The sequence below is a fragment of the Rubrivirga sp. genome (assembly GCF_965213695.1).
Taxonomy (GTDB): domain Bacteria; phylum Bacteroidota; class Rhodothermia; order Rhodothermales; family Rubricoccaceae; genus Rubrivirga.
The window spans coordinates 1652762-1678858 of record NZ_OZ243912.1 but is presented as its reverse complement, the minus strand read 5'-3'; the positions used below and the strand labels follow the sequence as shown (position 1 = coordinate 1678858).

The 26097-nt window shown below is 71.8% G+C and carries 23 protein-coding genes; 9 read left to right on the top strand and 14 right to left on the bottom strand.

Going from position 1 to position 26097, the window contains the following annotated elements; translation table 11 throughout:
• Positions 1 to 3: 3 nt before the first annotated feature.
• Entirely contained in the window at positions 4 to 1062 is a 1059-nt protein-coding gene (locus tag ACOOHE_RS07310; protein ID WP_420457150.1) for a stage II sporulation protein M, read from the bottom strand.
• 390 nt (positions 1063 to 1452) lie between these two features.
• Between ACOOHE_RS07310 and ACOOHE_RS07305 the strand changes: the two genes are divergently transcribed.
• A complete protein-coding gene (locus tag ACOOHE_RS07305) occupies positions 1453 to 2445 on the top strand; it encodes an ImmA/IrrE family metallo-endopeptidase (protein ID WP_420457149.1) in 993 nt (330 codons plus the stop codon).
• A 19-nt stretch (positions 2446 to 2464) separates the two neighbouring features.
• Here ACOOHE_RS07305 and ACOOHE_RS07300 read toward each other — a convergent pair.
• Positions 2465 to 3630, bottom strand: a protein-coding gene (locus ACOOHE_RS07300; RefSeq protein WP_420454139.1) for an IS3 family transposase whose coding sequence is annotated in 2 segments (ribosomal slippage) — positions 2465 to 3390 and positions 3390 to 3630 — 1167 coding nt in all. Because the reading frame shifts where the segments join, the coding sequence is not laid out codon by codon here.
• Between ACOOHE_RS07300 and ACOOHE_RS07295 the strand changes: the two genes are divergently transcribed.
• The 3 genes from ACOOHE_RS07295 to ACOOHE_RS07285 all read left to right on the top strand — a co-directional run bounded on the left by ACOOHE_RS07295 (position 3620) and on the right by ACOOHE_RS07285 (position 4741).
• Positions 3620 to 4033, top strand: coding sequence for an ImmA/IrrE family metallo-endopeptidase (locus ACOOHE_RS07295; RefSeq protein ID WP_420457148.1), 414 nt, complete (start codon positions 3620 to 3622; stop codon positions 4031 to 4033). The genes ACOOHE_RS07300 and ACOOHE_RS07295 overlap by 11 nt on opposite strands.
• A gap of 212 nt (positions 4034 to 4245) precedes the next feature.
• Positions 4246 to 4470 carry a hypothetical protein gene (locus ACOOHE_RS07290; protein ID WP_420457147.1) on the top strand — a complete coding sequence of 75 codons (225 nt, stop codon included), beginning with the start codon at positions 4246 to 4248 and terminating at the stop codon, positions 4468 to 4470.
• A gap of 1 nt (position 4471) precedes the next feature.
• A complete protein-coding gene (locus tag ACOOHE_RS07285) occupies positions 4472 to 4741 on the top strand; it encodes a hypothetical protein (protein WP_420457146.1) in 270 nt (89 codons plus the stop codon).
• Between the two features lie 275 nt (positions 4742 to 5016).
• On the opposite strand, the gene ACOOHE_RS07280 is transcribed toward ACOOHE_RS07285, so the two are convergent.
• The 12 genes from ACOOHE_RS07280 to ACOOHE_RS07225 form a co-directional block, all read right to left on the bottom strand.
• On the bottom strand, positions 5017 to 6201 hold the full coding sequence (locus ACOOHE_RS07280) for an endonuclease/exonuclease/phosphatase family protein (protein WP_420457145.1): 1185 nt from the start codon (positions 6199 to 6201) through the stop codon (positions 5017 to 5019).
• Between the two features lie 296 nt (positions 6202 to 6497).
• A complete protein-coding gene (locus ACOOHE_RS07275; protein ID WP_420457144.1) occupies positions 6498 to 7445 on the bottom strand; it encodes a glycosyltransferase family 2 protein in 948 nt (315 codons plus the stop codon).
• Positions 7446 to 7572: 127 nt separating this feature from the next.
• The gene (locus tag ACOOHE_RS07270) at positions 7573 to 8823 is read right to left on the bottom strand and encodes a glycosyltransferase (protein WP_420457143.1); all 1251 of its coding nucleotides are present in this window, start codon (positions 8821 to 8823) and stop codon (positions 7573 to 7575) included.
• Positions 8824 to 8837: 14 nt separating this feature from the next.
• Positions 8838 to 10151: a glycosyltransferase family 4 protein gene (locus ACOOHE_RS07265; RefSeq protein WP_420457142.1), complete on the bottom strand. Its 1314-nt coding sequence runs from the start codon at positions 10149 to 10151 to the stop codon at positions 8838 to 8840.
• 307 nt (positions 10152 to 10458) lie between these two features.
• Entirely contained in the window at positions 10459 to 11892 is a 1434-nt protein-coding gene (locus tag ACOOHE_RS07260) for an O-antigen ligase family protein (RefSeq protein WP_420457141.1), read from the bottom strand.
• Positions 11893 to 11894: 2 nt separating this feature from the next.
• The gene (locus tag ACOOHE_RS07255) at positions 11895 to 13223 is read right to left on the bottom strand and encodes a lipopolysaccharide biosynthesis protein (RefSeq protein WP_420457140.1); all 1329 of its coding nucleotides are present in this window, start codon (positions 13221 to 13223) and stop codon (positions 11895 to 11897) included.
• Positions 13224 to 13337: 114 nt separating this feature from the next.
• Entirely contained in the window at positions 13338 to 13838 is a 501-nt protein-coding gene (locus ACOOHE_RS07250; RefSeq protein ID WP_420457139.1) for a hypothetical protein, read from the bottom strand.
• Between the two features lie 520 nt (positions 13839 to 14358).
• The gene (locus ACOOHE_RS07245; RefSeq protein WP_420457138.1) at positions 14359 to 16953 is read right to left on the bottom strand and encodes a GumC family protein; all 2595 of its coding nucleotides are present in this window, start codon (positions 16951 to 16953) and stop codon (positions 14359 to 14361) included.
• Positions 16954 to 17337: 384 nt separating this feature from the next.
• Complete coding sequence (queA, locus tag ACOOHE_RS07240; RefSeq protein ID WP_420457605.1) at positions 17338 to 18381, bottom strand: tRNA preQ1(34) S-adenosylmethionine ribosyltransferase-isomerase QueA; 1044 nt, start codon at positions 18379 to 18381, stop codon at positions 17338 to 17340.
• 80 nt (positions 18382 to 18461) lie between these two features.
• A complete protein-coding gene (locus tag ACOOHE_RS07235; RefSeq protein WP_420457137.1) occupies positions 18462 to 19229 on the bottom strand; it encodes a M48 family metallopeptidase in 768 nt (255 codons plus the stop codon).
• Positions 19230 to 19350: 121 nt separating this feature from the next.
• Positions 19351 to 20049: a hypothetical protein gene (locus ACOOHE_RS07230; RefSeq protein WP_420457136.1), complete on the bottom strand. Its 699-nt coding sequence runs from the start codon at positions 20047 to 20049 to the stop codon at positions 19351 to 19353.
• Between the two features lie 69 nt (positions 20050 to 20118).
• Positions 20119 to 21336: a pyridoxal phosphate-dependent aminotransferase gene (locus ACOOHE_RS07225; RefSeq protein WP_420457135.1), complete on the bottom strand. Its 1218-nt coding sequence runs from the start codon at positions 21334 to 21336 to the stop codon at positions 20119 to 20121.
• A gap of 60 nt (positions 21337 to 21396) precedes the next feature.
• Here ACOOHE_RS07225 and ACOOHE_RS07220 point away from each other — a divergent pair, with 60 nt between their 5' ends.
• The 5 genes from ACOOHE_RS07220 (at position 21397) to ACOOHE_RS07200 (ending at position 26037) form a co-directional block, all read left to right on the top strand.
• Positions 21397 to 22608: a lysylphosphatidylglycerol synthase transmembrane domain-containing protein gene (locus ACOOHE_RS07220; protein ID WP_420457134.1), complete on the top strand. Its 1212-nt coding sequence runs from the start codon at positions 21397 to 21399 to the stop codon at positions 22606 to 22608.
• 28 nt (positions 22609 to 22636) lie between these two features.
• Entirely contained in the window at positions 22637 to 24133 is a 1497-nt protein-coding gene (locus tag ACOOHE_RS07215) for an aldehyde dehydrogenase family protein (RefSeq protein ID WP_420457133.1), read from the top strand.
• Between the two features lie 120 nt (positions 24134 to 24253).
• Positions 24254 to 24427 carry a hypothetical protein gene (locus tag ACOOHE_RS07210; RefSeq protein WP_420457132.1) on the top strand — a complete coding sequence of 58 codons (174 nt, stop codon included), beginning with the start codon at positions 24254 to 24256 and terminating at the stop codon, positions 24425 to 24427.
• Between the two features lie 130 nt (positions 24428 to 24557).
• Positions 24558 to 25355 carry a M23 family metallopeptidase gene (locus ACOOHE_RS07205; protein WP_420457131.1) on the top strand — a complete coding sequence of 266 codons (798 nt, stop codon included), beginning with the start codon at positions 24558 to 24560 and terminating at the stop codon, positions 25353 to 25355.
• 58 nt (positions 25356 to 25413) lie between these two features.
• Entirely contained in the window at positions 25414 to 26037 is a 624-nt protein-coding gene (locus ACOOHE_RS07200; protein ID WP_420457130.1) for a hypothetical protein, read from the top strand.
• The last annotated feature ends 60 nt before the right edge of the window (positions 26038 to 26097 follow it).

Here is a 26097-nt window from a genome sequence, read left to right as displayed (position 1 = left end):
GGGTCAGGGGGTGGCCGGAATGGAGGGGGCGGACGGGGTGGAGCCCCTGACCCCCGCTCCGTCCCCTCTCGATTCGGGAAGACCTCGGTCCGCTGAGCGGGCGCGACCACGGAGGGCTGGGAGCACGACGAAGTAGCCGACGAGCGCCGCCAGCGACCCCAAGATGACGACCAAACTCGCCCACAGCGGCATCTCGGTCCGGCGCGTCACGACGCCCTCCAACAGCGCCGCGATCAGGAACACGGGCACCAGCCCGACGACGATCGTCAGCCCCCGGCGGGCGCCGCGCTGGAGCGCGACCAAGCGGGGGTAGGTGCCGGGCAGGAACACGGCGTTCCACATTGTCAGGCCCGCACCTCCGGCGATGACGATGGCCGCTAGCTCCAGCGTCCCGTGGATCATCACGACCCGGAGCCACTCGCCCATCAGCCCCTCCGCCGCGAACAGGTGGGCGAACGCGCCGACCATGATCCCGTTCGTGACCAGCACCCAGCCCGTCCCGACCGAGGCGCCCGGCACGGGCACGCCGGGGAAGAACCCGGCGAACGCCAGGAACGACACGCGGACGTTGTTGAACGCGATGCCCAGCACCATGTCGAGCTGGCGGGCGTCCTTGTAGACGGCGAACGGGTCGCCGGCCTCGACGTTGGCCTGGGACATGTTGACGTAGCCGTCGCCCAGGATCAGGCGGACGAACGTGGCGTCGCCGCGCGACGAGACCACGCCGACGCCGACGGCGCCCACAAACAGGAGCAGCGACGCCAGCAGCGCCCCCCGCGCGTGCCACACCGCCATCGGCACCTCGTGCGTCCAGAACCGGACGAGCCGACCGCGCTCCTCACGGCGGTTCCGGTAGATCTGGGCGTGGGCCTGCGCCGAGAGGTCGTTGAGGTAGGCCGCCGCCGCCGAGCCCGGGAAGAACGTCTTGGCGTAGGCGAGGTCGTCGCCCAGGCGGACGTAGGCGTCGGCGAGCGCGTCGGGGTCGGGGCCGTCGGCGTCGAGGAGCGCTTCCAAGGCGCGCCAGGTGGGCGCGCGGCGGCGGACGAAGACGGCTTCGCGCAAGGCGGCGGGCGGGTGACGGCCCGGAAGGTAGCGCCGGACGCCACCTGCTCTCCGACGGGCTGACCTACGTCTCTGCGCAAACACATTCGTGACGGTCCGCTTCTTCCGCCTCGTCGATGTCGTGCGGAGCGTCAGCGACGGCGCTGCGCGACTCCTCCCACCGTCGTCCGATAGAGACTGGCGACCAGGGTCGCTGGGCCTGGGCGCGTTGTCAGAGCGAGGACCGGAGAACATGTGGCGCAGTGCGGCCGTGCGTTGCAGGGCAACGGGCTCGCCCGTATGCTCCCGGCGTTATCCGGCCGAGGCTTCGCACGTTGTCCCGCGCCGGTCCTGCGAACACCCTGTTACGCCGCACACCGACCGTGGTCTAGTGAATCCACCGCTGGCTGAATGAACACGACGGCAATTGGCGACAAGCTAGAAGCATCGGTCTACGATCACATCTCCCTGCTGGTCGCCGAGAACAGGTTCTTCGCTCGGCCGGAGTGCGTATCGCTTCATCGGCAGAAGGGCTACTACTCCCGCGACCGGAACGACAAAATTGTGTTCGACGTGTCGGTCGAGATCTCGATGCCGGGGGCCACCGATTACTCAATTCTGTATCTGATCGAGTGCAAGAACTACAGGAAGCCAATCGAGGTGGGCAAGGTAGAGGAGTTCTTCGCCAAGGCCCAGCAAGTCGGTGCTGGCAGAGTCAAGTGCGTACTGGCGTCGAGCAGCGCGTTTCAGCAGGGAGCCGTTGAGTACGCCCGTTCTAAAGGAATCGGACTCCTTAGATACCTTGGCTCTGAGGACTTCAAGTGGGTGTTGCAGAGGTCCCCATCAGCGTTTGGAGTTTGGAGTCCCACCAGTTCGGAGTGGCCTGAGATTCAGCGCGGGCTGACCCAGAGCGACTACGTTAGTTCGTACTACGACTTTTTCGCGTCCGGTGGCTCGACGTTCACGAACAGTATAGGCGCGTTGCTCCTGACGCTGGCGGACGACGACGAAGATCAGCCTCTCCTCAAGAAGATCCGCAACAAGCGGAAGCCCGATAGAAGGGTCGTCCCGTATCAGTCCGCGGAAGCCATTGACGAACGTGCCTCGGAGGTCCTCAATGAAGCCGGGTATAAGGGCGGCCAAGTCAACCTGGCAGCGATCTGCGAGCATGAGGAAACGGAATCCGGCATGACTACGGTCCTGGCTGCGGTCCGGTCCGAAGCCGAGGCGACTCGCGGTATGCTCGGCAAAATCGCCTTCGACCCTCTGGAGGTCGTGGTGTTCGACCTGGGTGCTGACCTAGTGGCCCGACAACGCTTCACGCTAGCTCATGAACTCGGACACTACTTCATGGGGCATGGCTCAATCATGACAAGGGAGTATGTTGAGGAAGCTGTGGAGTGAACCCGCTTCGGTGGACGGTTTAGGAGTATGAGGCGGCGAGCGCCCCGTGGTGTTTCTGCTCGTGTGCGATCGGAGAGTCGTAGCCGAGCGCGGAATGGCGGCGTCGTGGATTGTACCAGCCCTCAATGAACTGGAAAAGGGCCATCCGAGCCTCAGCCTTCGTCGCCCACCGGCGCCGGTCGATCAGTTCGCATTCGAGCGTCGCGAAGAAGCTCTCGCACATCGCGTTGTCGAAGCAGTCGCCGATGCTGCCGAGCGACGGACGGACGCCGGCCTCGCGGCACCGAGCGCCGAAGGCCAGAGACGTGTATTGGCACCCGTGATCCGAGTGGTGGACGACGCTGTCGGGCTTCCGCTGAGCCACGGCCATGTCGAGGGCCGCCAGCACGAGCTCCGTCCGGAGGTGCCCGGCCATCGCCCAGCCGACGATCCGGCGGCTGAAGACGTCGAGGACCACGGCCAGGTAGAGGAAGCCCGAGCCCGTCGGGACGTACGTGATGTCGGCGACCCAGAGCGCGTCGGGCCGGTCGGCCGTGAACTCGCGCTCGACGAGGTCCGGCCCCTTCGGCGTACCAGCCGTGCGCGTCGTGGTCGTGGGGCCTCGGCGCCGGGTGACGCCGACGATGCCGTGCTGGCGCATGAGCCGCGCGACGCGCTTCTTGCCGACGCGGAAGCCCGCCTCCTTGAGGTCCTCGTGGATGCGGAGCGCGCCGTACGAGCCATCGGAAGCCGCGTGGGAGGCCCGGATGGCCTCGGCGATCTCGACGTCGCGCTCGGCCCGTGCCGACGGTGGGCGGTCGCGCCATGCGTAGTAGCCGCTCCGGGAGACGCGGAGGACGTCGGCCATGACGGCGACGGGGAAGGTGGCTTGGTGCGCCCTCATGAACTCGAAGGCCTCGACGGCACCGAGTCGGTCTCCCGAGCGAACCAAGCCGCGGCTTTTGCGAGGATGTCGCGCTCCTGCTGGAGCCTGCGGTTCTCCTTGCGGAGCCGGTCCAACTCGTCGCGGTCGGCCTCAGCGGCTCGGGCGAGCGGAGACGGGTCGGCCTTCTTGATCCACGCTCGGATCGTGTGCTCGGTCGGCTCGAACTCGCGCGCGAGCTCGGCGACGGAGCGGCCTGCGTGGTGGAGCTCGACGATCTGCTCGCGGAACTCGAGCGGGTAGGCGGGGCGGGTGCGGGGCATAGAACCTCAGGTCTGGGGACAACTGGAAGATTGTCCACCGTACCGGGTTCACTCCACTGACTTAGTCGGAGGCATCGACCCCGCGCTGACCCCGAAGTACGTCAAGCGCATGGAGGTACAGGCCAATCAGTTCGCTGCGAGCTTGCTCCTCCCCAAGACCCACTTCTCCTACGATGCCATCAGAGCCTCAGAGGCTTTGGGTCTGCGCGACAAAGGTCACGGCCTGATCTATGTGGACGACCAGAAGTGCAATCTGCGCAGCTTCTACGCTGTCAGCGACAAGCTCAAGAACAAATACGGCGTCTCGCGCGAGGCTGTCCGAGTTCGGCTGGATCGACTCGGGCTCCTCAATGATGCACGTCGGCGCGGGACAAAACTAGACTCACTAATGTTCAGTCACTAACTATCTGCCGGACATCTTGCCAAGTGCGGCATAACTCGCCGCTGCACGCCGACGAAGGGCTGCACGGCCTTGCCTCGTCCGAGCGGCTGCGTCTACGTTGTCTCATTTCACCGCCGCGTCGCCCTTCGCGGGCGAGCGGCCAACTGTTTTGCCGCGGTCGGAACGTTCTGCTCAGGTGGGCTTTTCTTGTGCCGTGACCCGCTCTTCGGACCATGACTCAGTTGCTCGAAAAGGCGTTCGACAAGGCTTCCCGGCTCCCGGACGAGGAGCAGGACGAGTTTGCCCGCCTGCTCTTGGCGGAGTTGGAATCGGAGCAGCGTTGGTCCGAATTGTTCGCCCGCCCGGAGTCGGAGGTCTTGCTCGAACGGCTCGCGTCCGAGGCGCTGGCGGCACACCGCGCCGGGAAGACTCGGCCGCTCGATCCGTCGGACCTGTAGCGTGCAGTCGTTCACGCAGCCGAGCTTCTGGAAGCTGTATCGCCGTTTGCCTGAGCAGGTCCGTCAGCAGGCGCGGGCGTCATACCACCTGTTCGAGCAAGACCCTCACCACCCGAGCCTGAGGTTCAAGCGAGTCAGCCAGCGCGGGTCCGTTTACTCGGCGCGGGTGAGTGGAGACTACCGAGCCGTCGGCGCCCGAGATGGTGACGAGATCGTTTGGTTCTGGATCGGTCCGCATCACGAATACGACCGTTTGTTGAAAGGGCTGTAACCGCAGGAGCGGTAGAGCCGGCCGCTGGTAGTAGCCGGCAAGGGGTGGGCGGCGATTCCGGTCGATTGGGGCAGGGCGGGCGTGAGGAGGCGGGCGGGGAAGCGGTCCACTGGTACACGGCCGTTCACGCCGTGCTGAATCTGAGCGAGGTCGGAGGCGTTCGATTGGAAACCCGACCCTCGATTCGATGAACCGATCCGCCGTCTACCATTCCGACCCCGAGATCCTGGGCGGCACGCCCACCGTCACCGACCCGCGAGCCCGTGCTCCGGCCCTCAGTCCGCCCGGACGATGACGGACGACCGCACGGCTTCGCCGGCCGTCAGGCGGACGACGTAGGCCCCAGGCGCCAGCACCGCGCCGTCGAGGGCGACCGCGTGGTCGCCGGCCCCAAACGAGCCCTCGACCTCGACGACCGAGCGGCCCAGCACGTCGAACACCTCGAGCCGGACGTCGGACGCGGCGCGGAGGGCGAACCGCAGGTCGGTGGGCCCGCGGAACGGGTGCGGCGCGGGCGGCAGCAGGCGGACCGGGGGGGGCTCGGTGCAGTCGCACACGACGGGCGCTGCGAGGTCGAACCGGACCAGGACCGGCGCGTGGTCCGACGTCGTGACGAAGAAGTTCTCGACCTCGGTCAGGGCCTCGTCGTAGCGGGCGACCTCGACGAGCTGGGCCGGGAAGTTCGACGTGTAGAGGATGTGGTCGATCGTCGTGCCCCCGAAGCACGCGGGGTCGCCGCCGCAGATCGTCGGGATGCCGGCGTTCTCGAGGGCGACCGTGGCCGCGACGTAGTCGGCGTCCTCGACGAACGGTGCGTACGGCGACCCCGTCGCGCCGCGCCACCGGCCCCGCGTGAGGAAGTCGTTGAAGTCGCCCAAAAGGATGACCGACTCGCCCTCCGCGATCCGCTCGTCGATGTACGCCTTGAGTTTGAGCGCGCCCTGCGTCCGGTTGAAGTGGTCGTTCTCGCTGTTCCCGTTCTTGGCGTGGAGCGCGATCACGCGGACCGTCCTCGTCTCGCCGCCGACCGTGACCTGGGCGTGGAGTTCGAAGGGCTGCTTCCCCCCGAAGCTGCCCGTGACCGGGAGGGGCGTCCCCGTCCCAATCACCGAGACCACGGTCGAGTCGTAGATGAACCCGGCCTTGAGGTCGCCGAAGGTGGGCTCCGTCCCGAGCCGGCCGGCGTACCCGTCGTCCCGGAGCCGGCCGAGCAGGTCGTCCCACACCTCCTGCGTCTTGACCTCCTGGACCGCCCACAGGTCAATCTCGGCCTGCGAGAGGATGGCCTCCGCGTTGTGGATCTGGCGCTGGTCGGGCGGCGTGGACGGGGAGGGGTCGCCGAACTGCTCGATGTTCCAGGTCGCCACGTCGAACGTGGCGTCGCCGCCGCGCGGCGTGATGATGGGCTGGGCCAACGCGGCCGACGCGAACAGGAAGAGAGCGGTAAAGCGAGGGAGCATCGGAGCGGCAGGCGGAAGTGCCATGATAGACAGCACAGATTGTGCCACAGGCGGAGGCTCGCGACGGTGGGTGGGCCGCGGCCAGTGGTCTTATACCTGCTCTGATGATTTGGGCCTCACGCCGCTCGTCACCGCAAGGGCACTTTCGGCGTCCCCTCTCCCTCTGGGAGAGGGACAGGGTGAGGGTCCGTCGCCCGAGCGTGAGGCATGAACCCAGGGACCTGATCTTAGGCTCAGGTTGGAGGCGGGCACCCCGCTGCGATCCGCGCTGGGGACCTCCGGCTGCCTGCCGACCCCTACCCCGCCCCCAGCCCGAAGTAGTTATTGGGACCCGGGACGACCACGTTGCGGAGCCGGTCGGTGCCCAGGGCAAACCGGGCCAGGGCGCCCCACGCCGCCCGCCGTCCGGCCGTGTCGAGCGGCGCCCGCCGGATGGCGTGGGCAAACTCGACAGCGCGGCCGGCCGACGGCAACGCCCACCCGTTGGGGCGGACGCCCGTCTCGTACTCGATGTAGTCGCGGCGCGACAGGTGGCGCGCGCTCCCGGCGTGGTGCCGCTGCTCGAACAGCACCTCGTCCACAAACGCGACCGGGCCGCGGAGCAACAGCTCGGCGCAGAGCGCGTCCTCGACGCCGGGCATGGCGAAGGGCCGCGTTCGGGCCACGGCGTCGGCGCGCCAGACGCCGTAGATCAGCCACTGGCCGGCCTTATCGTGCAGGAACCGCGAGAGCCGGTGGCCGGGGTCGGGGTCGGCGAACGCCCGCTGGGTGTCGGGCGTCCAGCGCCAGACGCCGGTGCCGTCGAGGAAGCCGCCGGCCTCGGGGTCGTGCGGGAACGGCGCCCCGTCGTCGTCGATCAGCGAGATCGCCGAGTGGGCGCCAACGGCGTCGGGGTGGGCGTCGAGCGCGTTGAGGCACCGGGCGAGGTAGTCCGGCCGGGGCCGGTCGTCGTGGGCCACCCACTTGACGGCCGGCGCGCCGGTGGTCACGGCGAGCGCCATCGAGCGGTTGAAGTTGCCGTTGGCGCCCAGGTTCGTCGCGTTCCGGTGGTAGCGGATCCTGGAGTCGGCCATCGCGGCGCGGCGGACGATCTCGGCCGTGGCGTCGGTCGAGGCGTTGTCGGTCACGACGGCCACCCATCGGCGCTCGGTCTGGGCCTGGAGCGCCGCGAGCGCGTCGGCGAGGTAGCGCGCCCCGTTGTAGATGGGGACGGCCAGGGCGATCCGGGGCGGGTCGGCAGTCACGGAGCGTGTTCTGTGTAGAGGGCCGGTCATCGGAGCCGAGGTTCAGAGTTCAGGGTTCACGAGGGCCCGCACCACAGCGAACCCTGAACTCTCGACCTCGCCGTACAGAAGGGCGCGGACAACCACGCTACGCGGCGGCGTGCTGGGCGACGGCGTCGGCGTAGATGGCCCGGAGCTGGCGGTAGTTGACGTCGCGCGAGAACCGCTCGCCGAACCGGCGGACCGTCTGCTCGCGGACCTCGGCCAGCCGAGCCGGGTCGGCCGTGAGGTCGCGAACGGCCGCCGCCAGCGCCGCCGCGTCGCCGCGCGGGACGAGGCGGCCCGTCTCGCCGTCGACGATCATCTCGGGGAACGCGCCGTGGTCGGTCCCGACGACCGGCGTCCCGACGCCCATCGCCTCGACGGCCACCAGCGGCCACCCCTCGTACCACGTCGACGGGGCGACCAGGACGGCGGCCGAGGCCACGGTCCACAGCATCTCGTCGGCGCCGAGCCAGCCGAGCCACTCGATCCGGTCGTCGCGGGCCGCCGCTTGGCGGACGAGGTCGGCCAGCTCGCCGTCGCCGGCGATCTGGAGCCGGGGGAGGGACGGGTCCCCTGCCCAGGCGTCGAGCAAAACAGGGATCCCCTTGCCCCGGGCCAGGCGCCCGGCGAACAGCGCGTGGTCGCCGCCGGGCCCGGCGACGGGGACCGCCTCGGGCGCGTTGTGCTTGACGGCGATGCGGCCGGCGGGGAGCCCACCCTCGACGAACAGGTCGCGCGCGAACGCGCTCAGCGCGACGTAGCGGTCGACGGCCCGGTCCCACGTCCCAAACGCCCGGTGGAGCGCGGTCGTGACCGCGACGGCCGCTGTGGCGCTCGCGCTCCCGCGGTAGCACTTGTGACGGATGGCCGGGGCCGCGAACGCCTTGCCCACGCAGTCGTGGCAGATCGCGCCGTCGCGGAGGAGCAGGTTGCCCGGGCACACCAGCCGGTAGTTGTGGAGTGTGTGGACCGTCGCCGCCCCGCCCGCGTGCGCCCCGTGGAAGACCGACGGCGACGCCAGCGGCAGCGTGTTGTGGACGTGGACCACGTCGACGCCCTCGGCCTCGACCGTCTGGCGGACGAAGTCGTAGGCCGTCCGGCTCCAGACGGTCCGCGCGGCAAGCCCAGCGCGGCTCATCCCCTCGACGTCGTCGTTGTGGAGCGTGTAGCGCAAGACCCGGTGGCCGTGCTCTTCGAGAAGCGCCCCCTCGCGCTCGAACACGCCGTCCTCCCCGCCCCGCTGCTGGTACAGGTTGTGGACGAGCAGGACCGTCAGCGGGCGGTCTGCGGGGTCGGCGGAGTCGCGGGCCTCGGGCGCGCGCGAGCGGAGCGGCGGGGAAAGGGTCGGCGTCATGGGGGCGGGGTGTCTCACCGGGCGACGAGTTCGAGGCGGGTCTCGTCCGTCAGCAGAGCGCCATCGCCGGCTGGGTGGGCGGAGGAACCGGGGTCGAGGCCGAGCGCCTGGGCGTAGAGCGCGTTGACGGCGTCCCCGTTCGCGCGCCAGCCGAGGGACCGGGCCCGCTCGATGGCCCCCCGGCTGAGCCGGTCGTACCGCGCGGGATCCGTCGCCAGCGCCGTTACGGCCTGGGCGATCCGGCGGACCACGTCGTCCGGCGTCGTGACGGGGACCGGGACGCCGCAGTCGCCCGAGCAGACGTCGTGCGCGCCTTGGTGGTCGAGGTAGACGACGGGGAGCCCGGCCGCCAACGCCTCCAGCATCACGTTGCCCGACGTGTCGCGCAGGCTCGTGAACGCGAACGCATCCGCCTTCGCGTAGAGGTCGATGAGGTCGGGACGCGGGATCCACCCGCGCCAGTCGACGCCCGGCACGTCGGCCACCACGTCGCGCTCGGGCCCGTCGCCGACGACGATCAGCTTGACGTCCGGGTCGCCGTCCGCCGCGCGGAGGTCCGCCAGCGCTTGGACGGCCAGCCGGAGCCCCTTGGTCGGGTTGAGCTGGCCGGCCCACAGCAGGCGGAACGGGCCGGGCTCGCGCTCGGCCCACCGCTTTTCCACCCCGACCGGGCCGGTGCCCGTCTCGAGAAGCTGGCGGACGGGCCGGCCCAGCACGCCCTCCAGGTCGCGCTTGCCGGTCGAGTTGGCCGCCAGCAGCACGTCGGCGGCGGCGGCGGCTTGGCGGACGCGCCGGCCCCGGAGCTGGACCCGGTTCGCGACGGTCCGCAGCCGCTCGGTCACGGCCATCCCGACGGTCGCCGTGTCGAGGAAGGCGGCCGGCGTGTTCTGCGTCCCCCCGACGGGGCCCCACACGAACGGGACGTCGAGCCGCCACAGGTCGCCCGGCTCGCGGTAGCCGCAGAACGTCACCTGGTGGGCGAGGTCATACGGGCGGCGCGCGTGGAGCCGCTGCGCGAGCCGGAGCGCCCGGCGCTGCCACCGCCGGTAGGTCGGGTAGAACCCGCCAGGGACGCGCTGGGCCACCCGCTCAAGTTTGGTGTGCTCGACGGTGTGGAACCGGACCCGGCCGCTCAGCCCCTCCCGCTCGACGGCCGCCTCAAGGACCTCGGCCTCAGCCTCCCCGGCGCACAGCAGCACATCGACGTCGCCGAACCGGGCCGCCTGAACGACGCGGTTCCACCCGACGAACGGCTCGGAGCCCAGCGTCGGGTGGCAGGTGTAGCACCCCAAGAGAAGCCGGGGACGGGCGGAGGTGGGCGACGGCATGGCGGTCAGGGTCTCCCCCGGCTACACGACAGACAGGAGTCCCTCCCACGGACGCACAGGTAGGAGTTGGTTGTCGCACTCTGGCCCTTCCCTCTCATGCCGTCATTCCCGCGCACGCGGGGATCCAGGGGATCCATAGGGGGCCGCTCGCCGAGGACAAAGTCCGCATGGGTTCCCGCGTTGGCTTGGCGCCTTCCCTCCGGGGTCGCGGGAATGACGGTTGGGGTGGGGTGCGATACGGGCGTCGCAGAACCCGACGGCGCCGTGACGTGCCGGGAGGATGGAGGAAGGACAGCGAAAGGACCGGTCATACCGACGACGCTGGCGGATAGGGAGCGGCCACGTCCGCCGACGGGGCCCACGACCACGCCGGCCCGGCGGACGGCGCGGGCCCGCCGACGCGCAAGTCGTCCAGCAGGTGCGGGTGCGTCTTTTGCAAGCGCGTCCCGGCCAGGGCCAAGCCGAAGACGGTCCAGAACGGGATCGCCCCCATCGGCCCTTCGAGGTAGACGTCGAACGTGGCGTTGACGTGGGCCGCCAGCCACAGCGCCCCGCAGACGGCGTAGAACCCCGCCCACGCATCGAGCCGCAGGAGCCGCGCCGTCCGCGCCGCGCGTCCGACCGCCCAGAGCCAGAGCCCCTGGAGGAGGAGCCACGCGGCGACCATCGGGACGCCGCCGCGCGCCAGGATCGTCAGGTGCGAGTTGTGCGGGCTCCGCAGCGAGCCCTCGTCGTCGATGCTGAAGCCGTCGTCGTCGGCGAGGTTGATGCCGAACCCCTTGCCGTCCAAGAAGTGGGCGCCGCCGACCGTGTAGCCGACGATCTTCGTCCACCACTCGAGCCGCCACTCGGCCGTGTTCTGGAGCTGGCTTTGGTCGCTCTGGCCGGCGACGCTCTTGAGGTTTTCCCAGACCTGCTCGACCGAGAACTCCCGAGCGCCGTCGTTCACCTGGATCCCGGACGAGCCGACGACCAGCCCGAGCACGATCACGAGCGCGCCGACGTAGACGAACCGGCCGTACCCGGCGCCGGCCGGCTTCCACAGCCATGCCAGACTCACGCCGAGCACGAACCCCAGCATCCCCCCGCGCGACACCACCATCAACCCGACGATGCCGACGGTCAGCCCCAGCAGCAGGGCCGGGCGGGGCTTTTGGAACCCAACGGCTACGACCGTCGCCGCCGCGGCCAGGAAGACGAGGAGGTCGCCGGGCTTGGTCTGGACGATCAGGACGTTGGCCCACGGCCAGACCGGGAACACCTCGAACACCTGGATAAAGGCGTGGGCCGGGAATCCGACCAGCACGAGCGCCCACACCAGGCGCGGGACGCGGGCGACGAGCCATCGCAGCCGCTCCGGCTGCTCCAGCACGAGGCCGGCCGCGACCAAGGCGAACAGCCCGTAGAGCACGACCATTCCGTCCCGCACGGCGTCGAGCCGCCACGTCGGAAACCCGAGCGCGACGCGGACCGCTGCCCAGGCGATGAGCCCGACGAGCAGCCGCAACGTCGTCCCCTCCACCACTCTCGTCCGCCGCGACGCGCCCGCGAGCGCGACGAGCCCGAGCGCGAGCGCGACCTCGCCGATGAACAGGGGTGGGACGCCGAGGTAGGCGAAGCCGCGGCCCGCCACGGCGTACCCGATCAGGACCGCGCCCAAGAACGTCGTGTAGCGGTCGCCGAACGGCCGGCGCCGGGCGACGGCGTCGGGGCGGAAGGCCCAGGGGTGCGCGGCGTCCATCGTCAGGCGGGCTCCAAGACGGCCCGCTCGGCGACCGCGGGCTCGGCCGACGGCGCGTCGGGTGCTGGCGGCTGGAGCGCCCGGCGGGCGGGGCGGACGAGCGCGAGGATCTCGGTTACCAACCCAACCACGTCCGACAGCAACGCGCCGACGACGCCGAGCGCGGCCGTCATCGCGAGCCCCGCCGTGGCCGTCACGCCGACGGTCGCCGCCCGGGCTTTGAACACGGCCTGGGGTTTTTCGGCACTCCGGACGACCGTGACCAGCACGTTCGCCACGGCGGCCCCCAGCGGTGCCAGCGCCAGCAGCCACAGGATCGGCGTCGAGACGGCGTACTGGCCAGCGTACAACCACTCGACGGCGGCCCGGCCGCCCAGCACGACGAGCGCGCCGTACGCCAGCGCCAGCCCGACGAACGCGCCCGCGACCTTGCGGGCGGTCGGCGCCAGCTCGCCCCGGGCCCGGGCGCGGACGAACGTGGGGAGGGCGAGGGTCGCCAGGGCCGAGAACCCCATGAGCGCCGGCATCGCCAGGTTGTAGAACGCGCGCAGCGCCCCGCTCCCTTCGAGCCCGACGAACACGGGCAGCGCGAGGTACGGGATCGCCGACTGGACCCACTCGACGGCGCCCGTCGGCGCGGCCCACCGGCCGTACTCGGCGTGGGCGCGCCGGGCGACGGCCGGCAACGTCGGGTCGTAGGCCCGCAGCGGGACACCGAGGCGGACGGCGAGCACGACCGCCGCGACGAGCGACGTGGCGCCCATCAGCCCGAGCGCGGCCGGGCCCGACAGCAGCTCCGCCCGGTCCAGCGCGACGGCGCCGCCGACCAGCAGCACCAGGTACAGCGCTCCGGCGCCGACGGCCCAGTCGGGCCGGGACACGAGGTAGCACGCGCGCCGCATCAGCCACAGCGCCAGGATCGCGCCCTGCGCCACCGCCAGCGTTCCGAACAGGCCGCCCAGCGCCGGGCTCCCCATCGCCCACAACCCGGCCCCCGCGAGCGCCATCACGACGCCAGCCACCGCGCTGTACCCGGCGTGCGCCCGGAGCAGGAGGCGGAGGTACGCCGGCGTCCGCCCCTTGAACCGCTCCGGCCCGAACACCAGCATCGGCTCGACCAGGAGCCCGTTGTGGACGGTCCCGGCCAGCAGGAACACGACGAAGGCGACCGTGAACGCGCCGTAGGCCTCAGGCGCCAGCCACCGCGCCAGCAGCACGTTGACCAGGAAGTTGGCCCCGGCGAACAGGGCCTGGTCCAGGACGCTCCACGTGCCCTGGCGCAGCCACGAGCCGCGCAGGGTGGTTTGGATCGTGGAGCGTGTAAGGGCCATCGGGGGGGCGTCGTTTGGTCGGACTGCTGGCGAGCGGTACGGAGTGAGGAGTGTGGGGGTGTGGGAGGGAATCGACTCCCACACCCCCTCCTCCCATACTCCTTCCCAGCCGACCTAGCGGGTCAACACGTCGTAGAGGAACGCGACCGTGCCGGCGGCGCCGATGACCGTCACGGCGTCCTGCCACCCGAACCGACGGCGCTCGATGACCTCGACGAGGAGGGCGTCGTCGTGGCGGAGCGGCGGGATGACGGCCGGGTTGGCGGCGGCGTCGGCCAGGAGCGCGCCGTAGAGCAAGCCCGTGCCGGGCCGGATCAGGCGGAGCTCGATGCGGCGGTCGCTCGTCCGGTCGCGGGTCTCGACGCGGGGGCCGCCCGAGAGCGCCAAGAGCTGGCGGAGGTCGGTCTCGTCGGCGATCTCGTAGAGGCCGGGGTTGACGACGGACCCCTCGACTTGGACCTGGATCGTCGCCTCGCCCGGCAGGTGGTGCCGGTAGTACCCCGGCGCGTTGCTGACGGTCTGCTCGCTCTGGCCGATCCGGGTGACGGGCCGGTCGACGGGCTGGGCGAGGGCGAGGGCCGGCGCGAGGCCGGCGAGCAACAGGAGACGGCGCATGGGGAGGGAAGTGGAAACGGGACGGTGGGTATCGGCGGTTGCGGGGTGGCCTTCAGTCCGATCTGACGGACGCGGTCGCCACCCCGGCCACTCCCGCCTGGCATCACGCGCGCTCCTCTTCCCCACCGTCATTCCCGCGCACGCGGAGTCCATTCCGGACCCGGGCCAGGGCTAATCGCACCCTCGGCGCTTGGCACCCCGGAAGCCCCCACCGTGTCATCCTGAGCGAACGCGAAGGATCTCAACGCGGACGTCCAGCTCATAGAAGCGGTGCCGACGAGCCTGGTCGTTCGTGCTGAGATCCCCCGCCTTCGCGGGGGCAGGCTCTTCGCAGGCTCAGGATGACGAGTCAAGGGAGTGTGCGACAGACCTGGGGCCCGGGGAACCTATCGGGGCGGCGACGGCGCCTTCTGGCCGCACGAGGTCGCCGGCCACGTGTCCGCTCGTCACTCTGGGTCCCCGCCTGCGTGGGAACGACTCTTCTCGTTTGTGCAGTCGGCGGAGACTCGGTGGCCCCGCCCTACGCCCGCGCCGCGTGGCGGACGCCGGCCGTGGCCTTGAAGCCGACGGCTCGGCGCGGGTCGAACCGGTTGAGGACCGCGCCGACGCGCGTGAGCCCGACGCCGGCCAGCTCGGTCGCCACCTGGGCCATCGCCTCGACGTCGGTCCGGTCGGCTTGGGCGACGAGGAGCGCGGCGTCGGCGTGGGGGGCCAGGAGCGCCGCGTCGGCTGAGGCCAGCGCCGACGGCGTGTCGACGATGACGAGGTCGAAGGCGTCGCGGAGGTGGAGCAGGAGCGTGCCGATCTGGTGCGGGGCCCACATCTGCTCGGGCGACTGGGCCGTCTCGCGCGGCGTCATCGCGAGGAGGCTGGGGACGGCCGTGCTCCAGTAGACCATGTTCGAGCCGGGCGGCCCCTCGCCCAGCGGCGCCCGCCCGCCCAGTCCGAACAGGTCGGCGACGGCCGGGTGCCGGAGGTCGGCGTCGACCAGCAGCGTCCGGCGGCCGGCCTGGGCGGCGGCGACGGCGAGGTTGGCCGCGACCAGGCTCGTGCCCGCGTGGGCGTCGGGGCCGGCGACGAGGACCACCTGGGGGTGGCCGCCGCCGCCGGCGTAGAGCCCGGCGTGGAGGTGGCGGAAGGCCTCGGCCTCGGGCGCGAACGCCCGCGTGAGCGCGACGAGCCCGGGGTGGACCGGCGCCCCCTCGACCTCCTGGCGCCCGCCGCGGAGCGCGGCCTTGAGGTCCGGGACGGTCCCGACGACCGTGAACCCGTGGTCGCGCAGGTCGTCCGGCGTCCGGACGTGGGTGTCGGCCTGGGCCCTGAGGACGGTGAGCCCGAGCCCGAGCAGCAACCCGGCGACGCCGCCCAGCCCGAGCGACAGCGGGAGCGACGGCGACGCCGGCTCCCGGGGGACCTGGACCTCGCGGAGCACCTGGGCGAACCCGAGCTCGGTCGTCTCGGCCAGCTCGGCCCGGTCGAACTCGCCTCGGAGCTGGCCGAGTGTGGCCTCGGTCGTCGACCGCTGGCGTTCGAGCTGGTCGAGCTCGACCTGCTGGCCGGGCACGGCGCGGAGCTGGCCCCGGGCCTGGCCCAACCGCTGCGACAGCGTCGCGGCTCGGGCTTCGGCCCCAGCGAGGTCGGCCTGGACGGACGAGATCTGGCGCTGGAGCTCGGCGACGTAGGCCTGGCCGTTCGAGCCCTGGCTCGACAGGTCGAGCCCGCCGGCGGCCACGGCCGCGTCGGTCTGGGCGCCGACCCGGCGGCGGCGGTCGGCCCGGAGGTCGGCCAGGCGGCGGTCGATGCCGGCGACGTCGGGGTGGCCGGTCGGGTCGCCGCGGAGCTCGGGGTTCTGGGTGTAGATCTGCTCCAGCAGCCGTTCGAGCCGCGCGATCTCCGTGTCGAGGTCGGCCGTCTCGACGGCGGACGGAACGTCGGCGCTCCGCTCCAGGCGGGCCGGGATCGAGGCGAGGTCGGCGCGGAGCTGGCCCAGGCGGGCCCGGTTCGTCTGGGCCTCGACGCGAGCCAGGTCGAGCTGGCCCTGGAGCTGGCCGATCTGGCTGACGGTCACGCGCGTCTGCTCGTCGAGCCCGGCCGCGTTCTGGCTCGTCATGAACCGTTCGAGCTGGTGCTCGATCTCGTCGAGCTCGCCTTGGCGTCGGGCGATCTGCTCGTCGAGCGCTTGGCGCGTCTGGGTCGACCGCTGGCGCGAGGTCGACTGCGTGAGCGACGTGTACTCGTCGGTGTAGAGCCGGGCGATGAGCGCGGCCTCGTCGGCGCCGCCGGCCTCGGCCTCGACGCGGATGGCGTCGGCCTGGTCGGCCGCCTGCTCGATCGAGACGACGCTCTCCTGGAGGTGGTCGGCCAGCACGTCGGCGGTCACCGGCTCGCCGTAGCGCTCGGCGGCGGCCCGGACGACGGAGAACGACCCAGCCTCGGGGCTAGCCATCAGCGCCTCGGCCGTCCGCTGGGCGATCTCGGGCGCCTGCTGGAGCACGAGCCCCTGGTTCACCACCCGCGACACGTCCTCGCCCGGGGCCCGGGCCACGCCGCCGACCGCGTCGTCGTCGGCGACGATGAGCAGGACGCTGTGAGCCCGGTAGGTCGGCTCGGCGAGCAGGCCGTGGGCCGCGCCCGCCGCCAGCCCGAGCGCCGTCAGGCCCAAGACGACGGGCCAGTGACGGCGGAGCATCCGGAGCGTCCGCCGGGTCGAGCGGCGGGCCTCGTCGCGCGGCGACGCCGAGACCGGCGGGACCGGCGGAGGCGCAGGGGGGCCGCTCGGCCGGGCCGCCGGCGCGGGGTGGGGAACGGGAGCGAGAGCCGTCGTCGGCGCCTCGTCCTCGTCGTCGAAGTCGATGCGGAAGCCGTCGTCGGGGTCGTAGTCGAGCGCCGGCGCGCCGTCGCCCTGCTCGCGGAACGGGTCGCCGAGCTGGACGACGGGCGGCTCGGTCGGCAGAGCCTCGACGGCCGGCGGCTCGACGGCGTCCCACTGGGGCGTGGCGGTGCGGGCGGCGCCGTCGCCGGGGACGCTCAGGTCCTCGAACACGGCGTCTTCGGCCGAGGCGTACACGCCGCTCAGCGGCGCGTCGGGGCGGGTCTGCGGGGGGCGGTCGGACATGGGCGCGGCGGTGGGCCCGGAGTATCGGCGGCCGGCCGCTCGCCTTGAGGCCCAGGCGGGCAGGTCTATCGCAACCTTCCCCCTCGTCCTCCTGAGCGCCAGCGAAGGGTCTCGACGCCAGCCCTCCACGCCGTAGGGCACGGCGCCGATGGACTCGAACCAATGCTGGCACGGAGTCGGAGAGTTCGCTGTGCGTGGGCGCCCCGCCTGATTCCCCCTCACCCTGTCCCTCTCCCTCAGGGAGAGGGGACCTCATAGGAGAACGCGCTGCTTTCTTCGCGATCCCGTATGCGATCCTTCGCTCCTCTCGGGATGGCAAGATGGAGGAGGCCGAGGTCGCTACCCACCCCCTCCTCCCATACCCCCACACGCCTCCCGGGGGCGTCACACGATCAGCATGCAGTCGCCGTAGGAGTAGAACCGGTAGCCCTGGCGGACGGCGTGGCGGTAGGCCTCCATCACCGCCTCCCGTCCGCCGAAGGTCGCCGTCAGCACCAGCAGCGACGACTCGGGGAGGTGGAAGTTGGTGAGCAGCGCGTCGACGGCGCGGAAGCGGTAGCCGGGCACGACGGTCAGGTCGGTCGGGCCGGAGACGGCCGAGAACCGGCCGGCGGCGTCGGCCGCCGTCTCGAGCGCCCGCGTCGAGGTCGTCCCGACGGCCACGACCCGGCCCCCCGCCTGGCGGACGCCGTTCAACGTGGCCGCCGTCTCGGCCGAGACCTCGATCCGCTCGGCCGCCACGCGGTGGTCGCGCAAGTCGTCGGCGCGGACGGGCTCAAACGTGCCGTAGCCGACGTGCAGCGTGACCTCGGCCGTGACGACGCCGGCGGCCCGCAAGCGCTCGACCGTCTCGGGCGTGAAGTGGAGCCCGGCCGTCGGCGCGGCGACGGCGCCTCGGTGCCGGGCGAAGACGGTCTGGTACCGCTCGCGGTCGGCCGCGTCCGCCTCGCGGTCGACGTAGGGCGGCAGCGGCATCCGGCCGATCTCTTCGAGCGCGGCCTCCTCCGCCTCCACATCGAGCGGGGCGCCGTCCCGGAGCAGCCGGACGCGCCGCCGCCCGCTGTCTTCGACCGCCTCGACGTGGGCCGTCAACCCGCCGTCCAGAACCACCTCAGCGCCGGCCCTCAGCGTGCGGCCGGGCCGCGCCAGCGCCGACCACGTGCCGTCGGGGTAGCGCTCTACCAGAAACAGCTCGGCCCGTCCGCCCGTCGGCCGCCGCCCGAGCAGCCGGGCCGGGACCACGCGCGTGTCGTTGAACACGAGCGCGTCGCCCGGAGCGAGGACCTCGCCGAGGTCGGCGAACCGGCGGTCCTCGACGGCCCCGGAGTCGCGGTGGAGCACCAACATCCGCGAGCCGTCGCGGCGCTCGGCCGGCCGCTGGGCGATCAGGCCGTCCGGCAGGTCGAAGGCGTAGTCGGAGAGGGAAATGGGCAATGGGAAAGGGGAACTGGCAGAGGACAACCTATCCGCGCCCCTCTGCCATTTCCCAGTTCCCCGTTCCCATTTCCCTACAATTGCGCGGCGCGGCGGCGGACGGAGGCGAACTCGCCGTCGGTCGTCCGCAGGCGCTGGCCGTCGTAGGCCCGGGCGAGCCGGCGGACCTCGGCCATTCGGTCGGACGAGAGCGGGTGGGAGCGGAAAAAGGCGACGCCGCCGCCGCGCTCTTGGGCCGCCAGCCGTTCGAGCAGGTCGGCGAGCCCGTCGGGGTCGTAGCCGGCCCGGGCCATGATCTGGACGCCGAGCCGGTCGGCCTCGCGCTCGTCGGCGCGCGAGAACGAGGCGAACGCGCCCTGGGCCGCGATCTGGGCCGCGATCCGCTCGACGCCGCCGCTCCGGCCGAGCAGCACGCCGGCCACGGCGTTCGTCTCCTGGGCCTTCGACAGCCGCTGGGTCCCGTGACGAGCGGCACCGTGGGCCACCTCGTGGGCGATGGCGCCGGCCAGCTCGCCCGCGCTCCCGACGTTCTCGATCAGCCCGGTGTTGACGTAGACCAACCCGCCGGGCACGTTGAACGCGTTGATCGCGTCGTCGCGGACGACGAAGAACCGCCAGCGCCGGTTGCCGAGCTCCGTCTGCCGCGCCATCGCCTGGCCGATGCGGTCGACGTAGCGCGTGAGCGTCCGGTCGTTGGTGAGCGGGAGCTGCTGGCGGAGTTGGGCCTCGAGCTGGTCGCCGGCCTGCCACTCCTCGTCGACGGAGTAGTAGTTGGCGCCGCCGAGCGTGGCGCAGCCGGCGAGAAGGACCGCGAGGGCGGCCACGAGGGGTCGGGGGGACATGGGTCGTGCGGTGGTGGGAAGGCGAGAACGCGCCCGCCGTCCCGGCGCGTTCCCGACTACGAGCCGCGCCTCGGCCACCCATCGTCACGCCAGCCCTGCTCGTCGTTCCGGGTAGCCCCGCCTAGAAGTAGACCGAGAGGGAGAGGCGCGACGCGCTCGTCGAGACCGTCAACGCGCTGTCGTCCCGGGTCTCGTCGAGGCTGTTGCCTCGTCCGTCGTCCCCCTCCGTCCGAAACTCGGCGTCGGTGTAGCGGACGCCCAGCGTGTACGCTCCGCCCAGCGTGACGCCGCGGACGAGTCGGACCTCGGCCCCGACGAACAGCGCGCCCCCGACCGACATCGACTCCCGAGAGGTATCGAACCGCTGGGTCTGGAGCTCGCACTCGTCGGACGGTCGGCAGGGGAAGTACGACCGTTCGCTGGTGGACTCGGACGATCCGGCCCCGATCTGGAGCCCGGCGCCTACGAACGGCGACACCGCGCGGCGACGGGGGCCGAGGTGCTGTTCGAGCCAAAGCGCGACCGCAAAGTCTGAGTCCTCACGGTCCTCGTTTCGTTCGCCGCGTTGGTCTTCTCCGTCGGACTCCGACTCGAAGTCGATGACCTGGACGCTGACGCTCGTCCCGAAGACGGTCTGGTCGGCCAGCCGGTAGCGGACGCCGATCCCGCCGAGCGTCGGGAGGAGCCGGAGGTCGGAGAGGCCGGCGAGCTCGGCCACGAGCGCGACGTCGCCCTTCTCCGCGAACGGCTCGGCGCGGCGGAACTGGGCGTGGGCGTCGGCGGCGGAGAGCAGGACGAGGGCGACGAGGAGCCAGCGCATTCGGAGTGGAGGAGGTGCGGAGGGAGGACGCGGCCGGAGCCCAGAGAGTAACGACCGACCGCGACGGCGCTACGCTCCCTCCTTCCGCACCTTGTCCGCGAACCGGGCGATCCGTCGCGTCGCCTCCTCGACCTGGTCGAGCGCCGTCGCGTACGAGCACCGGAGGTAGCCCTCCCCGCTCGGCCCGAACGCCGAGCCCGGCACGCACGCCACGTGCTCCTCCTGCAAGAGCCGCTGGGCGAAGTCCTCCGACGACAGGCCCGTCGAGGTGATGTCCGGGAAGGCGTAGAACGCGCCCTCGGGCTCGAACGTCGGGAGCCCGGCCGCGTTGAGGCCGTCGACGATGACGCGGCGGCGCTCGTCGTACGCCTGGCGCATCGACTCGACGTCCGGCTGCGCGTTGCGGATGCCGGCGAGCGCGCCGACCTGGGCCATCGTCGGGGCGGACATCACCACGTACTGGTGGGCCTTGTACATCTGGTCCATGATCGGCTTGGGCGCGCAGGCGTAGCCGATCCGCCAGCCCGTCATGGCGTAGCCCTTCGAGAACCCGCCGATCAGGATCGTCCGCTCGTACAGCCCCGGCAGCGTCGGGACGGAGACGTGGCCGCGCGCGAAGGCGTCGCCGTAGACCAGCCGGTCGTAGATCTCGTCGGACAGCACGAACAGGTCGTGCTCAACGACGACCTCGGCGATGGCCTCGAGCGTGTCGCGGCGCAGGACGGCGCCGGTCGGGTTGTTGGGGTAGCCCAGGAAGAGGAGCTTGGTCCGGTCGGTGATGCGACTGCGGATGTCGTCGGCCGTCACCTGGAAGTCGTTCTCGGCGCGCGTCGGGACCCAGACGACGGTGCCGCCGCAGAACTCGGCGAGCGGGCCGTAGCTCACGAAGCAGGGCTCGGGGATGAGCACCTCGTCGCCGGGGTCGACGAGGGCCAGCATCGCGATCATCATGGCCTCGCTCGCGCCGACGGTCACGATCACCTCGTTCTCGGGCGCGTAGCTCAGCCCGTACATCCGGTCGAGCTCGTCCGAGATGGCGGCCCGCAGGTCGGCCAGGCCGAGGTTGGCCGTGTAGCCGGTCCGCCCGGCGTCGAGCGACGCCTTGGCCGCGTCGATGATCGGGGCCGGCGACACGAAGTCGGGCTCGCCGATGCCGAGCGAGATCACGTCGTCCATCGTCGCGGCGATCTCGAAAAAGCGACGGATGCCGGAGGGCGGAACCGAGCGGATCCGCTCGGAGAGGCGGCCGGCCAAGCGCTCGGCGGTGGGATCGGTGGCGACGGGCATCGGAGGGGTGGGTACGGCGTTTGCAAGGTAGCCTGCCTCACCCCGCTCGGCCTGCCCGGCATGACGTCGCCCCTCCTCCCCCGACACCTCCGGATGGCCGCGTGGCTGATCCCGCTGGGCGTGCTCGTGCTCGTCGGGGCGACGCTGCTGACGACCGATTTCCATTTTCTCCGCGACGTGGGCCAGGTCTCGCCGTGGGCAGTGGCCTTGGCGGTCGGCCTGGCGCTGGTCCCGTGGGTGACCCAGGCCCTGCGGATCGGGATCTGGACCCGGTTCGTGGGGACGCCGGTGCCGTTCGTGGGCGGGCTCCGGATCGCGGCGGGCGGCGTGCTCGGCTCGGCGGTGACGCCGACCGCCGTCGGCGGCGGGACGATCCGGTGGGCGCTGACGACGCGCTGGGGCGTCACGCCGGGGCAGGCCGCGTCGCTCCTGGCCGTCGAGGCCGTCGAGGACCTGGTGTTCTTCGCCATCGCGCTCCCGGTGGCCGCGGCGCTCTCGACGGCCGGGGAGGCCGAGTCGCTCCGCCGCGCGGCCGGGTCGCCCGCGCCCGCGCTCGACGACCCCGTGTGGGTCGGGCTGGCGGCCGTCGCCGGGCTGGCGGTGGTCGTCGCGTGGGCCGTGCGCCTCGCGCTGCGAGGGACGTTCGGGACCCGGCTGCGGCGGCGCGCGCTCCGCCTGGGCGCCCGTGCGCGGCGACCCGCTCGCCGAGTCGTCGGCGACGTCCGGCACGTGGCCCGCCTGGTCGCGACGCGCGGGAAGCGCCGGTTCGCCCTGTCGCTCTCGCTGACGGCGGTCCAGTGGATCGCGCGCTACTCGGTCGCCACGGCCGTGATCGCGCTGCTGGGCGGCCCGCTCCGGCCGTTCTTGTTCTGGGTCCTCAGCTGGATGACCTACGCGGTCTCCTCCGCCGTCCCGACGCCCGGCGCCGCGGGCGCCGCCGAGGCCACGTTCTTCGTGCTCCACACGCCGTTCGTGGCCGCCGAGCAGTTGGTCGCGGTGACGGCCGCGTGGCGCCTGCTCATGTTCTACGTGCCCGCGCTCGTGGCCGTGGTCGCCTTCCCGCTCCTCGGGAAGGTCCAAGGCCGTACCGGGTCGGGCGTCCTCTCCGAGTCCGGGTCGGTCCAGGAGTCCGGCGGGGACGGCGAAGCCCAGGGCCTCCTCCCCGTCCGCGTCTCTCGCCGCCCGAGACGTGTTACAGAGGCCGCCGGATGGGTGTGGGCCGTAGGCGGCCAGCCGGCGGACTTGACCGAAGCGCCACACGGGCAGCCCTAGCTTGCGGTCCCCAACCCGAGACCGCTCGATGCCCGACACGCCGACGTTCCAGAACTACATCGACGGCCAGTGGGTCGACGCCGCCAGCGGCGAGACCTTCGAGAGCCGCAACCCGGCCCGCCAGTCCGACCTGATCGGCCACTTCCCCAAGAGCGGCGCCGACGACGTCGCCCGGGCCGTCGAGGCGGCCAAGGGGGCGTTCGACGCCTGGCGCCTGACGCCGGCCCCCAAGCGCGGCGAGATCCTCAAGCGCGTCGGCGACATCATGACCGAGCGCAAGGCCGAGATCGCCCGTGCCATGACGCGCGAGATGGGCAAGCCGTTTTTCGAGACCAAGGGCGACGTGCAGGAGGCCATCGACACGGCCTACTACGCCATGACGATGGGCCGCCAGCTGTTCGGCCACACGGTCCCGTCGGAGATGAACAACAAGTTCAACATGACCGTCCGCCGCCCCATCGGCGTGTGCGGGCTCATCACGGCCTGGAACTTCCCCGTCGCCGTGCCGACCTGGAAGATGTTCCCGGCGATCCTGAGCGGCAACACGGTCGTGTTCAAGCCGAGCGAGGACGCGCCCCACTCGGGGATGTTGCTGGTCGAGGTGATGGAGGCGGCCGGCGTGCCGCCGGGCGTCGTGAACCTGGTGCAGGGCGCGGGCGAGACGGGCCAGGCGATTGTCGACCACCCGGACGTGGCCGCGATCTCGTTCACGGGCTCGTCGGAGACCGGCGCGGCGATCGCGGCGACGGCGGCCAGGCGCCACGCCCGGGTCTCGCTCGAGATGGGCGGGAAAAACCCGGCGATCGTGATGGAGGACGCCGATCTCGACCTGGCGATGGAAGGGCTCGTCTGGGGCGCCTTCGGCACGACCGGCCAGCGCTGCACGGCCACGTCGCGCCTGATCGTCCACGAAGACGTCCACGACGAGCTGGTCCGCCGCGTCGTCGGGGCCGGCCAAGCGCTGACGCTGGGCTACGGCAACGACGACGACACGGAGATGGGCCCGCTCATCAACCAGCGCGCGCTCGACAAGGTGACCGGCTACATGGACGTGGCGCGGGAGGACGGCGCCACGATTGCGACCGGCGGCGAGCGCGCGACCGGCGACGGCCTGGACGACGGCTTCTTCTTCCAGCCGACCGTCCTCACCGGCGTCACGCGCGACATGAGGGTCGCCCGGGAGGAGATCTTCGGGCCGGTCCTGTCGGTGATCAAGATCCAGGACTTTGACGAGGCCATCGACGTCGCCAACGACGTGATCTACGGGCTGTCGTCGGCCCTTTACACGGCCGACATCAGCCGGGCCTTCCGGGCGCTCCGCGACCTCGACGCCGGGATCACCTACGTCAACGGGCCGACGATCGGAGCCGAGGCGCACATGAGCTTCGGCGGCGTCAAGGCGACGGGCAACGGCCACCGCGAGGGCGGCTGGGAGGTCTACGACTTCTACACGGAGACGAAGACGTGCTACATCGACTTCTCGGGCGGCTTGCAGCGCGCCCAGATCGACAACTACGACGACTGAGCAACAGTCCGTCGGTCTTCCCGTCCGCCCCGCTGGCGCTCGTCGTCGGCGGGGCGGTGTCGTTGGGGACCCAGGCGGACGGGCGTGGTCGGCGATCCCACGCCCCCCCTCTCGGCCGACATGCCCCCTCTCCCCCGCCGCGCGTTCGTCCGCCAGACGGCCGGCGCGCTCGCCCTGCCCTCGCTCCCGCTCCGCGCCGTGGCCACCGACGCCGTCCCCGCCGTCGCTGACCCCGAGGTAACAGGACCGCGGCGACGTCGGGCCCTCTGCCGGCGGCGAGGCGATGCCGTTTGAGGCGAGGCTGCTCGCTGCGGAAGAAACATGATTTCAAGGGTTACGCGATCTCATCGAGGCGGGTCTGGTGGATGTCTGTCAACTCCACCAACCTCCGATGTCTGTCAACTCCACCAACCTCCCCCGACTCATGGTTCTCGACCTCTCCGCGTCCGTCGGCGCCGGCGCCTCCAACGCCGAGGCCGACGTCACCGCGCTCCAAAAGGCGCTCCAGCGGGCGTCCGACCTGACGCTCGACCCCCGCCTCCACCCCGGCCCGGCTGACGGCGCCTCGGGCGACGGGACCGAGGGGGCCGTCGCCCGGCTCCAGCGCCGGCTCGGCTTCCGCGACCCCGACGCCCGCATCGACCCGGGGGGCACGACGCTCCGGCGGCTCAACGCGCTCCTCGCGATTGGCGAGGTGGACATGGCGTTCCCGTTCGCCGAGTCCTCGAAGTTCCTCTACGTCGGGCCCGGCGCCGGCATGCGGGCGTTCGGGTCGCGGCGGTCGGGCGGGAAGCGGGCCCACGCCGGCATCGACCTCTACTTCCCCGACTTTACCGAGGTCCGCGCCGTCGCCGACGGGACCGTGACCCGGGGGCCGCACTCGTTCTACCTCCAGACGTACGCGATCGAGGTCGACCACGGCGCGTTCGTCGCCCGCTACGGCGAGATCGCGCCCGAGCGCACCTGGCCCGTCCAGACCGGCGACACGGTCACGAAGGGGCAGGCCCTCGGCCGGATCGGCATCTTGAAGAAGGGGAACGGCCGGCGGTTGGGCGTCCCGTCGATGATGCTCCACTTCGAGATGTACGACAAGACACAGACGGGGAAGCTCACCCGGGCCGCCGGGACCTCGGCGCGGCACTCGAACCGGAAGCCGTTCTACCGGCGCCGCGACCTCATCGACCCGACCGGGTTCCTCCACCGGGCGCCGTTGGCGACCTGACGACGCGCCGATGGGCCCGGGGGCGGGGCGTAGCTTGCCGGACCCGCTCCCCTGGCCCATGAGCTTCTTCTCGTCCGACCCGGTCACGCACTTCCCGCTCGTCAAGGGCCGCCGGCTCGACGGCGCCGACGTCCGGTTCCCCCAGGACCTCCCGGCCGACGCGACGCTCGTGGTGGTCCTGTTCCAGGACGCGCTCGACCCGCTCGCGGACCAGTGGGCCCGGCTGGGCGACCGTCTCGCGGAGGTCCACGGCGACCGGTTCGCCGTCGTCGAGGCGCCCGTCGTGAGCAAGAAGATGAAGCTCCTCGGCGACTTGGGGACGATGGGCATCCGGGGCCAGATCGACTCCGACGCCGAGCGCGACCGGACCGTCCCGCTCTACGTCGACGTCAAGGCGCTCCGCAAAACGCTCCAGCTCAAGACGGGCGACGTCTACGCCTTCCTGCTGGCGCGCGACGGGCGGATCGCGTGGCGCGGCGAGGGCGACATCGACCTGGAGGAGGTCCAGGAGCTCGAGACGGCCACGGCCGACGTGCTCGCGGCGCCCGTCCCCGCCGTCACCGACCACCCCGACCTGGAGGACGAGGACGAGGTGGAGGAGGCGGTGGCCCCGGCGACAGGCGGCCCCGCCAGCGAGGACGCCGAGACGGAGATCGCTCGTGGCGAGCCTGGTGCGGAATAGAGAGCCCACGTTGCGCCCTGTGGCTTCGGGGAGTCGGGGACAGAGGACGGGGGACCGCCG